The organism is Hydrococcus rivularis NIES-593 (assembly GCF_001904635.1).
Classification (GTDB): domain Bacteria; phylum Cyanobacteriota; class Cyanobacteriia; order Cyanobacteriales; family Microcystaceae; genus Hydrococcus; species Hydrococcus rivularis.
The window spans coordinates 34,843-48,559 of sequence record NZ_MRCB01000016.1 but is presented as its reverse complement, the minus strand read 5'-3'; the positions used below and the strand labels follow the sequence as shown (position 1 = coordinate 48,559).

General features: G+C 45.7%; 12 protein-coding genes. 6 read left to right on the top strand and 6 right to left on the bottom strand.

The features are described from left to right. Positions 1–71 precede the first annotated feature (71 nt). The 6 genes from NIES593_RS24230 (at position 72) to NIES593_RS13900 (ending at position 6,495) form a co-directional block, all read left to right on the top strand. On the top strand, positions 72–227 hold the full coding sequence (locus NIES593_RS24230) for a hypothetical protein (RefSeq protein WP_175561136.1): 156 nt from the start codon (positions 72–74) through the stop codon (positions 225–227). Next, positions 224–1,591 carry a glycoside hydrolase 100 family protein gene (locus NIES593_RS13920; protein WP_073600158.1) on the top strand — a complete coding sequence of 456 codons (1,368 nt, stop codon included), beginning with the start codon at positions 224–226 and terminating at the stop codon, positions 1,589–1,591. The genes NIES593_RS24230 and NIES593_RS13920 overlap by 4 nt, the downstream gene beginning before the upstream one ends. 11 nt (positions 1,592–1,602) lie before the next feature. Then, positions 1,603–3,015 (top strand): hypothetical protein, encoded by a 1,413-nt coding sequence (locus NIES593_RS13915; protein ID WP_073600157.1) that lies wholly within the window; start codon positions 1,603–1,605, stop codon positions 3,013–3,015. Positions 3,016–3,157: 142 nt separating this feature from the next. After that, positions 3,158–4,708, top strand: coding sequence for a cation:proton antiporter (locus tag NIES593_RS13910; RefSeq protein ID WP_073600156.1), 1,551 nt, complete (start codon positions 3,158–3,160; stop codon positions 4,706–4,708). Between the two features lie 114 nt (positions 4,709–4,822). Continuing rightward, complete coding sequence (locus NIES593_RS13905) at positions 4,823–5,329, top strand: pentapeptide repeat-containing protein (RefSeq protein WP_073600155.1); 507 nt, start codon at positions 4,823–4,825, stop codon at positions 5,327–5,329. Beyond that, complete coding sequence (locus NIES593_RS13900; RefSeq protein ID WP_073600154.1) at positions 5,329–6,495, top strand: 5-(carboxyamino)imidazole ribonucleotide synthase; 1,167 nt, start codon at positions 5,329–5,331, stop codon at positions 6,493–6,495. The genes NIES593_RS13905 and NIES593_RS13900 overlap by 1 nt, the downstream gene beginning before the upstream one ends. 81 nt (positions 6,496–6,576) lie before the next feature. Here the strand turns inward: NIES593_RS13900 and NIES593_RS13895 are convergent, their stop codons facing one another. From NIES593_RS13895 to NIES593_RS13875, 6 genes are all read right to left on the bottom strand, one after another. Next, on the bottom strand, positions 6,577–7,611 hold the full coding sequence (locus NIES593_RS13895) for a histone deacetylase family protein (protein ID WP_073600153.1): 1,035 nt from the start codon (positions 7,609–7,611) through the stop codon (positions 6,577–6,579). Between the two features lie 49 nt (positions 7,612–7,660). After that, positions 7,661–9,064 carry a serine/threonine-protein kinase gene (locus tag NIES593_RS13890; RefSeq protein ID WP_073600152.1) on the bottom strand — a complete coding sequence of 468 codons (1,404 nt, stop codon included), beginning with the start codon at positions 9,062–9,064 and terminating at the stop codon, positions 7,661–7,663. 211 nt (positions 9,065–9,275) lie between these two features. Then, positions 9,276–10,205, bottom strand: a complete 930-nt coding sequence (locus tag NIES593_RS13885) for a lysylphosphatidylglycerol synthase domain-containing protein (RefSeq protein WP_073600151.1) — start codon at positions 10,203–10,205, stop codon at positions 9,276–9,278. Between the two features lie 77 nt (positions 10,206–10,282). Next, positions 10,283–11,953 carry a bifunctional lysylphosphatidylglycerol flippase/synthetase MprF gene (locus NIES593_RS13880; RefSeq protein ID WP_073600150.1) on the bottom strand — a complete coding sequence of 557 codons (1,671 nt, stop codon included), beginning with the start codon at positions 11,951–11,953 and terminating at the stop codon, positions 10,283–10,285. 119 nt (positions 11,954–12,072) lie between these two features. After that, the gene (locus NIES593_RS25230; protein ID WP_281250743.1) at positions 12,073–12,195 is read right to left on the bottom strand and encodes a hypothetical protein; all 123 of its coding nucleotides are present in this window, start codon (positions 12,193–12,195) and stop codon (positions 12,073–12,075) included. A gap of 271 nt (positions 12,196–12,466) precedes the next feature. Next, entirely contained in the window at positions 12,467–13,414 is a 948-nt protein-coding gene (locus NIES593_RS13875) for an alpha/beta hydrolase (RefSeq protein WP_073600149.1), read from the bottom strand. Positions 13,415–13,717: the final 303 nt, after the last annotated feature.

The window sequence follows — 13,717 nt, the reverse complement described above, 5'->3', positions numbered from 1 at the left end:
TAACTTCTAATCCAAAATCTAAAACTTGTAGCGATCGCTGACAAATCTATCCTTTGATCCAAAATCTTGTTATGCGTTACAGTATCATGCTTCAACTGGTGGCAATTATTACCCTAATTTTTCTTGGTACGGCAGCGCTGTTTGCTTGGTTGCAATACCGTCCGGGACCAGAAGAACAAAGTTTGCAGATGACACGAAATGAGCTGAGGAGATTGAGCAAGCGATGAACGCAAGCAACGATTTAGTGGCAGAAGCCTGGGAAAGGCTGGAAAAATCGATTATTTATTATCGAGGTCGTCCGGTTGGGACAATCGCCGCCAACGATCCGGAGTTAGAGGCGCTCAACTACGATCAATGCTTTATTCGCGATTTTGTCCCATCGGCGCTGGCTTTTCTCATTAAAGGCAGGTCTGAGATAGTTCGCAACTTTTTGATAGAGACGCTTTCCCTACAGAGTCACGAACCGCAAATGGACTCTTTCAAGCCAGGACCGGGATTGATGCCAGCCAGTTTCAAAGTCGAATTAATAGATGGCAAAGAGTATATCACTGCCGATTTTGGCGAACACGCGATCGCGCGAGTTCCGCCTGTCGATTCTTGTCTGTGGTGGATTATCCTGTTGCGAGCTTATGTGAAAGCTACGGGCGATATTTCCCTTGCCCAACAAATTGAATTCCAACAGGGCATCCAATTAATTTTAGAAATGTGTTTGGCACATCGGTTCGCCATGTACCCGACCATGTTAGTTCCCGATGGCGCTTTTACGATCGATCGTCGTATGGGTGTCTACGAACATCCGCTCGAAATTCAGGTGTTGTTCTATGCTGCCTTACGTGCCGCTAGAGAACTTCTTTTGCCCAACGACGATAACTGCTCGTGTATTTCTAGCGTCAAACAACGCCTAGTTCCCTTGACTTATCATTTGAGGGAATACTACTGGATCGATCTCAAACGTTTAAATGAAATCTATCGCTTTCGGGGCGATGAATTTGGTACAGAAGTTGCCAATCGATTTAATATTTTTGCCGAGTCAATTCCGGGTTGGTTAACTGAATGGCTGCCTAGAAATGGAGGTTATTTGGCAGGCAATCTCGGTTCGGGACGAATGGATTTTCGTTTCTTTGCTCTAGGAAATCTAATGGCAATTATTACTGCTTTAGCCAGCGAACGAGAATCGCAGCAAATTATGAATTTAATCGAGCAACGCTGGGATGATTTGGTTGGCGAAATGCCGATGAAAATGTGTTTTCCCGCACTCGAAGGTCTGGAGTGGAAAATCGTTACGGGAGCCGATCTTAAAAATCGTCCCTGGTCGTATCATAATGGTGGCAATTGGCCCTTTCTACTTTGGTTACTCGTAGGAGCTGCAATAAAAACCGATCGCATTGAAATAGCTGAGGAAGCGACCGATATTGCTGAAAATTACTTAAGTGAGGACGAATGGTCGGAATATTACGATGGAAAAACAGGTCGATTGATTGGCAAACAAGCCAGAAAATATCAGACTTGGACGATCGCGGCTTTTTTAGTAGCAAAAGAGCTAATCTCAGAGCCCAGCCATTTAGAATTGTTGAGTTTTGAACGGGAATAAATGATTTGTTTATGGGATTAAACTCGAATAAAAAACAATTTTTCTTTGAGCGCGATCGCTATTTTCAGAAATTAATTGCTATCGTTGGATTCCTGAACTTAACTTTGGTCTTTTTCGATCTTACTTATATACCCTGGCGAGATTTTTATCTGCAAATACTGCCAGCTTTAACTCAAGTATACGACCCAGTTAAAGGGATCGAACCTCACCCGGAAACGCAAAACTACCTCGATAAAGTAGATGCATTGCAAGCGCAAGTTTTGCAGACTGGATTAACGTCTCCCCAGACAGAAAATTTGTTAAGCGAGTTACGTCTTTTAAGTAATCGTCTTATTGAAGAAAATCCTTTTGATGTAGCAAATAAAAGCGGGACTCTAGCCAAAATCAAAAATGAAATGCGCTTACATACTAACGAGCAATCTGCCAGAGATGGTTTTGCTACGTTTTGGAGTCAAGCTTATCTTTCTCAAACTGATTGGCGATCGCAAATTAATTTTTTTAATTCTTTAATTCGACCTCTCATTCAAAGTAATTACTATCGAGATATTAATAAATTTGGGAATTTTATCGATCGCTTTTGGTTGCTCGATTTACCATTTATTATTATTTTTGCTCTCGACGTACTAATACGCACTTATCATATTAGTCGTAGCAATCCGAATTTGAATTGGCTAGAAGCTATCCTGCGGCGTTGGTACGATCTGTTTTTATTACTTCCCTTCTGGAGATGGTTGCGAGTTATTCCAGTCACTATTCGTCTTTACCAAACCGATTTAGTGAATTTGGAACCTTTACGCAAGCAAATCGATCGCGATTTTGCCATTAATTTTGCTGGAGAACTCACAGAAATGATAGGCGTTCAGGCGATCGACCAGATGCAAGACGCGATTCGTCGAGGAGATTTGGCACGCTGGTTATTTCATCCCGAAACTCGCCGTCCCTACATTCAGGTTAATAATACCAATGAAGTGCGAGCGATCGCAGCTCGCTTATTCAACGTCAGCATTTATGATGTTTTGCCAAAAGTTCAGCCAGATCTAGAAGCTCTAGTCCATTACAATCTTGAAAGAACTCTTAATGAATCTCCAATTTATCAAAAAATCCAAAAAATTCCTGGGTTGAGTCATTTACCCGCCCAAATTACCGAAAATTTGACCAAAGATTTCTCTCAAATACTCTACAATAACTTAATCAAAACACTTGAAGATCCGGTCAGTACTACACTGATGACTAATTTGATTGAAAATGTTATCGATGCCTTTGAAGCAGAACTCCAAAAAAAGCAAAATCTGCCAGAAATCCAGTCTTGGTTGATTAGTTGGCTAGAAGAAATAAAAATTAATTATGTAAAAAGAATTGCTGAAAGCGAGATAGAAAAAGTGGTTGAAGAAGTTGAAAATTTAAATTACTTAGTGAGACGGTAAACAGGCAATAATAGGAGTGGCGCAGTTGCAGGTTAGAAATCCGAGATCCCGTAGAAAAAGATCGGGACACTGCCCCTACATTTGCTGGAGTGCGTCAGTTCATAATAAATTAAGTTGGAATAATGGCAATCTCAATTCAACCATGAGTGAAGCAGCGATTGAAGACAATCTCAAACAATTTCTTTTAGTTCTCGCCGTGTCTTTGAGCGTGGCAACGCTGCCTCAAATTGTTAGCTGGTTTCGCCAAATTCCCTATACCTTACTATTGGTAATCGTTGGTCTGGGTTTGGCATTTGTTGACGTTCGCCTCGTCAATTTGTCGCCCGAATTGATCCTGTCAATTTTCTTACCGCCACTGCTGTTTGAAGCAGCATGGAATTTGAGATGGCTAGATTTAAAGCGCGACTTATTTCCCATTTGTTTGTACGCGATCGCGGGAGTCGTTATTTCAATTTTAGGAATTGCGTTGGGGTTAAAACAATTTGCCGGATTGCAGTTAACAACTGCATTACTCGTGGGAGCGAGTTTGTCTGCCACTGACCCAGTTTCCGTAACGGCGCTATTTCGAGAATTGGGCGTAGAAAGACGTTTAAGCACCTTAATGGAAGGGGAAAGCCTGTTCAACGATGGCATGGCGGTAGTGGCTTTTAGTTTTTTGGTCGGACTGCCGCTAGGAACTAAATCGTTAGAAATTCAATCGATTTTAATACAATTGTTCTCAGTAGTCGGCATCGGTCTTGCGGTTGGCAGTTTAATTGGTTTTGGCATTTCCTACCTCACGCAACGATTCGACTTGCCATTGGTGGAGCAATCGTTAACTCTGGTTTCGGCATATGGCACTTATTTGATTACAGAAGATTTAGGCGGTTCTGGAGTCATTGGAGTCGTTACTACGGGGTTAATTTTGGGGAACTTTGGTTCGCGCATCGGCATGAATCCCCGCACCCGCATCATCGTGACAGAGTTTTGGGAGTTTCTAGCCTTTTTTGTCAACTCGATCGTTTTTTTGCTAATTGGCGATCGCGTCGAGTTTGCCGTTCTGGGAGAAAATTTAGGAACCATCGCCTTGACGGTAGTCGCGATGATTGTGACGCGAGCCTTAGCAATTTTCGGTTTGAGCGGTTTGAGCAATAAACTGGTTAAATCGGACATTCCCTTACAAGAGCAAACGATACTTTGGTGGGGCGGACTGCGAGGTTCGGTGTCTATCGCTTTGGCATTGAGCATCCCTGCTATCCTATCCGAACGAGAGGAGATCGTTGCTACAGTCTTTGGAGTCGTCTTATTTACGTTGCTCGTGCAGGGATTAACCGTCAAACCGTTACTAGAGAAGCTAAACCTACTGGGCGACCAACCGTTACGCCAGCAATATGCAGAAGCGATCGCGCGTTTGACTGCCCTCGATCGCGTTCTTCAACACCTCCAACGAGTCGAAAAACGTCCGGGAGTCGAACCGGAATTTTATCGCTATCAAGAGCAACTCGTTAAGGGAGAATTAAACCGCCTGCAAGAAGAAATAGAGCGATTGCAAAATGAATATCCCAATCTACAAGACTTTACTACCGAGCAACTGCGCCAAGAATTGATGGCAACTGAAGCGGATACCTATGCCGAATTGGTCAAAGCCGGTCGATTGAACCGAGAACTCGCTCCTTTCCTCCAACAGGATTTTCTTGAGAGCAACGATACTTAAACTGAGTTCGGCGTTAGGCTGCTCTTATCTCGATTCAACAGAGCAAATCGGAGGCAACTTTCCCGTACAATCTATCTAGAAGGCGATTTAAGCGATCTACATTGTTTGCAAGCGATGAAATATATTCTGCGATTAGCTATTTTCTTATTAGCATTAACTATTTTGCTTTTTCCTTTACCAGCAAAAGCGGCAAGTTCTTCAGCCGTCACTGGAGCAGCCGCAAGTTTTGAAGATAAAAATCTGAGCGGTCAAGATTTTTCCGGTCAAAATTTACAAACCGCTCAGTTCACCAACGTCGATCTAACCTCTGCTAACTTTAGCAATACTGACTTGCGCGGGGCGGTTTTTAACGGTTCCGCTCTCAAAGAAACCAATCTGCACGGCGCCGATCTCACTAACGGTCTTGCCTATCTGAGCAGCTTTAATGGAGCCGATCTCAGCGATGCGGTTTTGACAGAAGCAATCATGTTACGCACTACCTTTGATGGAGCAAATATTACAGGAGCTGACTTTACGCTTGCCGTTTTAGATGGCGATCAAGTCGCTAAACTGTGTACCATAGCATCTGGGGTGAATTCTAAAACGGGCGTTGAAACGCGAGCTTCATTGGGGTGCAATTGATGGAAAGAAAACGAGTTGGTGTCATTGGCGGCGGTCAGTTGGCTTGGATGATGGCACAAGCTGCCCAAAAGTTAGGAATAGATTTGGTCGTCCAGACTCCCCGTCCCGATGACCCAGCCGTTAAAATTGCAGCCGAAACGATCCTAGCCGCCGTAGACGATGCGGCGGCTACCGTTCGGCTAGCTAATCGCTGCAATGTTATTACCTTTGAGAATGAGTTTATTAATTTAGAAGCGTTAAAGCCTTTAGCAGAGAGAGGCATTTGCTTTCGCCCCAGCTTGGAAGCTTTATCGCCTCTGTTGGATAAATATCACCAACGCTGCTATCTCAAAGAGATTGGATTGCCAGTCCCTTGCTTTGTTGCATTAGAGAGAGATGATAATGCTGTCTCGTGCGATCTTAAATTAAGCTTTCCCATCGTTCTCAAATCCCGCCGCCACGGTTATGACGGACAGGGAACTTTTATTATCGGCGATCGCGGTGAGCTAGAAGCCATCTACAAGCGTTTTCCAGATACTTCATGGTTGTTGGAAGAATTTATCCCCTTCGAGCGGGAACTAGCGATTATAGCCGCTCGTAGCGTTGCTGGAGAGGTCGTAGTCTACCCAGTTGTAGAAACTTATCAGAAAGATCGAGTTTGCCATTGGGTTATTGCCCCAGCCGATCTCGCACCGGAAATCGAGTTAGAAATAGAAAGAATTGCCCGTCATTTGCTAGAAAAATTGCAAGTTGTCGGCGTTTTTGGGATCGAGCTATTTCTCACCCAAGATGGCAAAGTATTAGTCAATGAAATCGCACCGCGAACGCACAATTCTGGGCACTACACCCTCGATGCCTGCGAAATGTCTCAGTTTGAAATGCAGTTGCGGGCAGTGACGGATTTGTCATTAGGCTCGTCTGCTCTCAAATGCTCGGGAGCAGTGATGGTAAATTTGCTGGGCTATGAGCATTCTTACAGCAATTATCAAGAAAAACGCGATCGCATAGCTGCCATTCCCCATGCCTATCTTCATTGGTACGAGAAAACCGAATCTCGTCCCGGACGCAAGTTAGGACACGTGACAGTTTTACTAGAGTCAGAGACAGCAACTAGCTCGTCTCAAAGCGTAAAAGAGCAATTGTTAGAAGTTGCCCGAAAAATCGAAACGCTTTGGTATGGAGCTTAGAAATCCATTTAATGAGCGTCGCGATCGCATAATTCTAACCCAAACGCGAGCAAGATGCTCGCACTCCCAGTAAATGGTTATTTAACAGGCATTCTCAAATCCCACTAACACATTGACAACATTCAAGCCTAGCTCGTCTACCGCATAGCCTCCCTCCATTACGAATAAAGTAGGCTTATTAACGCGAGCGATCGCTTCGCCCAAACGCAGGTAATCTTCTTTGTGAAACTGAAACTTGCAAATGGGGTCTTTCTCGAAGGTATCAACACCGAGAGAGACGACGAAAGCATCGGGGCTGTAATTGCGGATTGCTCGAATGGCATCCTCAAGCGGCTCTCGATAGCTTGTCCAATCGGTGCCCCAGGGGAGGGGATAGTTTTGATTGTAGCCTTCTCCTGTCCCTGCGCCTCGTTCGTCTTCGTAACCGGAAAAGTAAGGATATTCCTGACGGGGATGGGCATGCAGCGAGACAAACAGAATATCGCGGCGATCGTAAAAGATTTCCTGCGTCCCGTTGCCGTGGTGGTAGTCTACGTCTAGAATTGCAACGCGTTCTGCCCCCGCGTCTCGAAAGGCTTGGGCTGCGATCGCGGCATTATTCAAAAAGCAATAACCTCCATAGCAGTCGCGGGCGGCGTGATGACCGGGCGGACGACAGAGGGCAAAGACGGCGCGTTCTCCTTTCGCGACTAGTTCCTGCCCGGTAAGGGCGACATTAACTGAGGTAGTAGCAGCTCGCCAAGTACCAGAGGTAATCGGCGTTCCCGCATCGAAAGCGTAATAGCCCAGCTTGCCGTCGCTGGTTTCTGGCACTTTGTCGCGACGCATCGCTCGTCCTATCCAGGTAAAAGGAAATGCGTCTCCTTCTCCACGCACAAGCGACCATTCGTTCCAGGCAGTTTGCAGAAAACGAACGAACCCCTCGTCGTGAACTCGCAGGATCGCAGATAAGCCGAAATCTCTCGGCGGTAGAATGTGACCCAAACTTATCTCGCGGATTTGCGCCAGTACTGTTTCTGCACGGCGGGGATGCTCGAACGGTGGGCTGAATTGCCCGTCAACTAACTCGAACCGAGGGTTGTGGTATTGGTGGTCTTGGCTGTAAACGGCGAACATCAAACGTACTGGCAACCCGAAACAAAGAAGCTTCTCTATTTCTCAAATTCTACTCTGCGTCGGATCGGCGATCGAAGGTCAGTTGACTTTGGTGGATGTAACCCATTGTCCCACAAATGTCGGTTTTGTACCATCCATTCGTTTCTCCATAGGTATTAATCGTCCTCACGGAACGAACCGGACAAAGAATTTTCCCCGTAGGCGATGGTTCGTCCCTGACTAATGTCCCCGGATTCAACACTGTAGCCACGGTTGTTTCTGGCGTTTCGGAGGTTGGGGTTGGTTCGACGGTTGGCGTGGGTGAAGGCTCGTCCGGCACTTGCGCTTCGGGTGTATCGGTGGGAGTGGGGGAAACTGTTACTTCTGGAGTTGGTTCCGGCGTGGGCGTTGGGGAGGTCGTTTCTCTAGGAGTGGGTTCTATCGTCGGTGTAGGAGTTGGGGTGTCGAAAACGACGGGCGGCGAGGATGAAGGTCGATTGAGTAATATTATTCCTGCGATCGCGCCCGTGGCAAGTCCGCCAATTGCTACTGAAAAGACTATCTTCAGTAGCTTTAATAAGCCTCCAGATTGCTTGGAGGCAACATCGGGAACATAAGCCACCTGCGTTCGTACTTGCGAGAGAGGGGGCGAAAATTCTGTCTCGGACATGAGTGCTTGCAGGGCTTCTGAGGCATCTTGATAGCGCGATCGATAATATTCGTGGGTCATTCGATCTAAAATATTCGCCAAGCGATCGCTGACTTGGGCGCGATCGTGCCATAATAATCTTCCCGTATTAGGATCTTCTGTAAGGCGATCGGGCGATAAGCCAGTTATAGCTTGAATTCCTACCATTCCTACTGCATAGACATCGCTGGCTAGTCTGGGTTTTCCTTGCGCTTGTTCGCTTGGCATATAGCCGGGAGTCCCAATTCCCCGCGTCATCGTCGTTTGTCCGGCGGCAGTTACCGTCAAAGCACCGATTTCTTTAACCGCCCCAAAGTCAATCAGCACCAATTTTTTATCGCGCTTGCGCCGGATGAGATTCGATGGTTTGATATCTCGGTGAATGACATTTTCTTTGTGGACGACTGCTAAAACTTCGAGAATTTCTCGCAGTAAATTAATGGTGCGTTCTTCACTCAATGGTTTGCCTGGAAGGAGTTCTTGAGTGAGTTCCTCTCCCTCAATGAATTCTTGTACTAAATAAAATTCCCCGCCTTCCTCGAAATGCGCGTACAGGCTAGGGATTTGGTCGTGTTTGCCCAGGCGATAAAGATATTCTGCTTCTCGCTCGAATAACGTTTTCGCAACAGCTAAAGCCGACGGAGCGGTATCTTTTGGTTTCAGATGCTTGACGACGCAGGGAGGATGACCTGGCAGGGCTAGGTCTTTTGCTAGATAGGTATCCCCAAAGCCGCCGCTACCCAATTCTCGAATGATTTGATAGCGACTGAGTAAAACATCTGACATGGATAAAAAACCGCCGATCGAAACACACTGGTAATTCCATGCTACAAGGCAAAACCCAATAAAAAGAGTAATGCCCTGTCTTTGGGCGAGAAAGCGCAGTACTTTCGGGTTAATTCTACTAGAAGTCTAAAAAAGACAGATATCAGATCTATGTCAGAGGGATGTCAATCGTGTGAAATTTTGGCTCTGGGACGCTCTCAAATTCTAGAGATTAAAATCTTCGTCTAATCTCATACAGTCCCAGCAGCAGGGCGGCAAGGCTTAAAGGCAAGAAGTAATAAATCCCTCGGTAAGCCAACAATGCCCCAAAAAGCTCTGCCGAAGAGATGGGAGGGGAAAGCAGCAAAAGCATTACCGTTTCAAAGACTCCTAACCCTCCCGGAACATTGCTAATAATTCCAGCAATTTGCGCCAGTAAGTAAATGCCGAAAAAACCTGGATATGATATGGGTACGGATGCAGGTAAGAGGACATAGAGCACCGCAGCCGCTAGCGACCAATCAAGAGAAGTAATGGCAATTTGAGCCAGACAAAGGTTGATGGGTAAATGAGGTATCGTTAGTCTACCGACTCTCAGAGGCTTTTTACTCAGGATAGAGATAAAAAGATAGCTAATGACGACTAGCGAGAAAATAACACCGATGGGATGGACTGAAGTGACAGGCAAATGCAAAAGTGCGGGAACCTCAACGGGTTCTATAAGAAAAAGCACTCCTCCTACAGCAAATAGCCCCAACCAAAAGCTCCAATTGCAAAAAGCGATAATCTGAGCAATTTGAGCGATGGATAAATCCCAGGGTCGATAAAAACGATAGCGAATAGTACTGCCACTCAAAAGTGCTAAACCAACGCTATTGCTAATAGCATAACTAATAACCGCAACTAGAGCAGTTTTGGGGTAAGGGAGAGGGTGACGAATGTAGCGGACGGCAAGCGTATCGTACCCGGTCAGCACGATATAGTTTACGCTAGTTAATCCCACTGCTAAAAGTAAATGGGATGTGGAGATAGCGGCTAGACTTTTCCAGACTTCTCGGATGTGATATTTTTGCAGTTCCTGAGTAATTGCCCAAATCGAAAGCGCAAAGAGCAATAAACTCAGCAACGCAGAACCAATATGAGAAAGGCGCTGGCGATTCATAGATATGCCTCCTCATTCATAGCTGGGGTAGTCTACTTGCAACTTCCGACTTTTCCCTCCTTTTGCTTTCTGCCTACTTACGAGCCGGGTTTTAAGTAGTCTAGCAAGCGATCGCCCGAATCAGCCCTTACCAAAGCTACTACGACTTCCGGTAAAGCCGCCGCTCCCGGATAAACTAGATATCGTGGTTCCCAACGGGGTTGGAATTTCTCTTTGTAGCTATGCAAACCCTGAAAGTTATAAAACCGATTTAAGTGTTCGTATAAATAACGCAACACCTTTTCTAAACGAGGAGATTCTGGGGTTTCTCCTATGCCAGCCAGTGCCGATAATCCCATATTAAACCCGTCGTATCCCCGTTCTTTAAAGTGTTGAAACATCGAAATAAATAAAAAATCCATCGTACCGTGCTCTACTTCTGCTCGCCGCCGCATCAAGTCGATGGTAATCTCGTTAATTTGATATTCCGGCACTACATTGGCAAAGGCTGTTATTTCTCCCGTGTTTTTCTGTACCACGGCAATTTCGCACTCTTGCAGATACTTCTCATCAAACCATCCCAAGGAAAACTTTTTTTCTGACCCTTGCATCATCTTGAGCCATTCATCGCTAATCTCTTTCAGTTGCTTGAGCAGTTGATGGGAAATGGGAGGTTGGTAGAATTTAACCTCAAAACCCGACTTAGCCATGCGATTGATAGCGTTTCTTAAGTTTTTTCCAGCTTTCCCTTGCATGGTAAAAGCTTTGAGATCGACAATCGCTTCTTCCCCGATTTTGAGTGCCCCGAAACCTACCGACCGATAGAGTTCGAGATCGTCTGGCAAGGTTTGATAAAAAGCGGGATACCAATCATTGAGCTGACAAAACTGTTGAAAGCCAACAATAACTTCTCGCCTGTCTTCTACAGGACCGATAGGATCTCCCAAGGCAACGGCACCTCTTCCTTTAGGAACGTAGGCAATGACACTACGTCCTGAAGGACTAAAATAGTAAGCTTTATCGTCTAATAAGGTAAAGCGTGCCAGAGAAGAGCGACCGTATGCCTCAACAATTGCCTTTGCTCGTTGCCTTTGGGCTGCTGTCGCTGGCGCACCGCGTAGCACAATTGGTCGAGTAAGCATAAATAAGGCATACAAAAACGTCACCGCACCCACGATATAAATCGAATCGGCAAAAAAGCGGCCGAAGCGCGTTTGGGGTTGTAAACCCGCATTATCTTCAGTAAAAAACATCGCCAGGGTTTGCGCGATCGCGCCTGGAAGATCGAAGTTAACGTGGTAGTGGTAGTCGAGTAAGAAAAAGCCCGCCGTTCCATAGGCGAGGGTAAAGAGTAACGCGCCGATAAGGACTCGAATTCCTTGCGCGATCGAAGGTCTATCGGAGCGAGCAGTAAACGCACTCCGCATTAAAATCAGTTGAATCAGTAACACGAGGGCTAGCAGACTCTCTTCATAGTCGAGTCCCTTAATTAAATGAGAAATAATGGAAATAATTAGTAAGATAACTGTCAGCAGCCAAGCGACTCGTTTTCGCCGCAATAAATTAGTTGCCAAGACGAGCAAGAAAAATCCACTTAGCGCAGCAAATAAATGTCCGCTCGCTCGAACTTCAAAAGGGAAAATGGCTTTCAACCATCTGACTCGTTCTTCAAGGCTAGGCGTTACCGCCGACAGTAAGTTAACAATGCCAACAATCGCTGTCAGTAAGGTGGCTGTCCAGATCCCAAGCTGGGTTTGTCGTCTAAGCAAAATTTTTCCTCCCTACCGACCACATCAGTAATCAGTAATCAGTAATCAGTTAAGCTTAATGATAAGGATACAAGCCCCGCCAACCAAGCTCGAAGCACTTTGAGACCGAAAGTGGCAGATTATTTGCCCGAATCCAGTTGCGAGGTTATACCAATTTTCAGGTTTTCGCGATCGACATTCTTCACCCCTCTCCCTATTTGGGAGAGGGGTTGGGGGTGAGGGCGATCGACTATCTCTGTCATTAATGAATGAAAAATGGTATTATCCAAAAATTGTCTTCTTCTTTCAAATTCCTAGCTCCTTCGCGTAACGCTTAACAATTCGTAATTTAATGACGAATTAATAATTAGGTTGAGGGGTGCTTCGCGATTTATTAGTGGTTATTAGTGGAGATTAACTGATAACTGACGATGCTGGCGTTGGGGTACGAGTCGCCAACGTAAGATGCACCGCCCCGAAGAGGTAACTGATTACTGAACACTTTTAAACGCGCGCTTATAAGTCTTTTCCCATTCATGGTTTTGTGCTTCTTGCTTCTTCGCGTTTTTGTTGTGCTAAAGCCATCTTGAACTGTTCGCCCACATAGCTGAGGGAATTAAACGCATGTTTGTGAACGTAATTCCAGCCGTAATCGGCTCCCGACACCCCATGACCGCCAGGAAAGGCATAAAACACATTTGGAACACCTAATTGATTTAGAGTCTGATGAAACTGTTGAGTAGAAGCCAGAAAATCGGGATCGGCTTTGCCTGCATCCATATAAGCTCGCAAACACTTCAGTTGCATCTTAGGTATCTTTTGCACGAAGTTTTCGGGACTATTTGCCGCACCACTGTCATCGGTAAAGTAACCCAGATGACTGAAGAGGACGCAAAAGTTATCGAGGTGGCGCAGTCCAATATTAAATGCACCCCATCCGCCAGAAGAAAGTCCTCCCATTGCCCAAAACTGCGGTTCGTTGAGAGTGCGATAGCGAGACTTGACCACTTGCACTAACTCAGAACCAATAAGCGTTCCGACTTTGCCGTTGGAACTGTCGAAATAATCGGGGTCCCACAAAGGACTAGAGCCTCGGTTATCGTTGCCATCGGGGCTAATTACGATTGAGGGCGGTAGCTTGCCATTTTGATAGAGTTGGTGCAGAACGGTAATGATGGCATATTTGTCATACCAAGCTCTTGCATCGTCATGTCCGCCGTGTAGGAGGAAAATGACCGGATAACGTCGATCGCGATTTTTCTCGTAATCTGGCGGCAAAATTAGACCGTATTGCCGTACTTCTCCCATGGCTTTGCTGTTGAAGCGCTCCAGTTTAAAGGTTAGATCGCTTCCGGGAACGTTGACTTGAGGCGCGTCTAGTTGAGGTGCGCCGGCAATGAAGACGTACCAGTATCCCATTGCTCCCAATACAGTAAGGATAATGGCACCTATCCCTAACGTTTTTTTCCAACTGAGAGTCATGAATCAAGTTAAAAGTTATAAGTAACTGCCTTATCGTTCGTTACAGTATCTTAGCCAGCCAAGTCACGATCGCTCGATTGATGATTTCTGAATGCTCAGCTAGCAGTAGATGTTGCAGTAGATGTATGTCCCGCTTCGGCTTGATACTTTTAACACTACCGCGAATACTACAGCCCGGATATGACAACGCTATGTTTCCTCTGTGTCAATCCCTTGTCGCATTAACTTCTACCAGTTTTCCCAATCCAAAAAATTAATCCCCCGCCCAAAGGCAGGGGATAGCTTCGTTACCTATGAGGCTAG

Coding starts and splice junctions, on each gene's coding strand:
- NIES593_RS13915 (WP_073600157.1), top strand. CDS start 1,603: ATGGGATTAAACTCGAATAAAAAACAATTTTTCTTTGAGCGCGATCGC.
- NIES593_RS13900 (WP_073600154.1), top strand. CDS start 5,329: ATGGAAAGAAAACGAGTTGGTGTCATTGGCGGCGGTCAGTTGGCTTGG.
- NIES593_RS13910 (WP_073600156.1), top strand. CDS start 3,158: ATGAGTGAAGCAGCGATTGAAGACAATCTCAAACAATTTCTTTTAGTT.
- NIES593_RS13905 (WP_073600155.1), top strand. CDS start 4,823: ATGAAATATATTCTGCGATTAGCTATTTTCTTATTAGCATTAACTATT.
- NIES593_RS25230 (WP_281250743.1), bottom strand. CDS start 12,195: ATGACAGAGATAGTCGATCGCCCTCACCCCCAACCCCTCTCCCAAATA.
- NIES593_RS13885 (WP_073600151.1), bottom strand. CDS start 10,205: ATGAATCGCCAGCGCCTTTCTCATATTGGTTCTGCGTTGCTGAGTTTA.
- NIES593_RS13875 (WP_073600149.1), bottom strand. CDS start 13,414: ATGACTCTCAGTTGGAAAAAAACGTTAGGGATAGGTGCCATTATCCTT.
- NIES593_RS13895 (WP_073600153.1), bottom strand. CDS start 7,611: ATGTTCGCCGTTTACAGCCAAGACCACCAATACCACAACCCTCGGTTC.
- NIES593_RS13890 (WP_073600152.1), bottom strand. CDS start 9,064: ATGTCAGATGTTTTACTCAGTCGCTATCAAATCATTCGAGAATTGGGT.
- NIES593_RS24230 (WP_175561136.1), top strand. CDS start 72: ATGCGTTACAGTATCATGCTTCAACTGGTGGCAATTATTACCCTAATT.
- NIES593_RS13920 (WP_073600158.1), top strand. CDS start 224: ATGAACGCAAGCAACGATTTAGTGGCAGAAGCCTGGGAAAGGCTGGAA.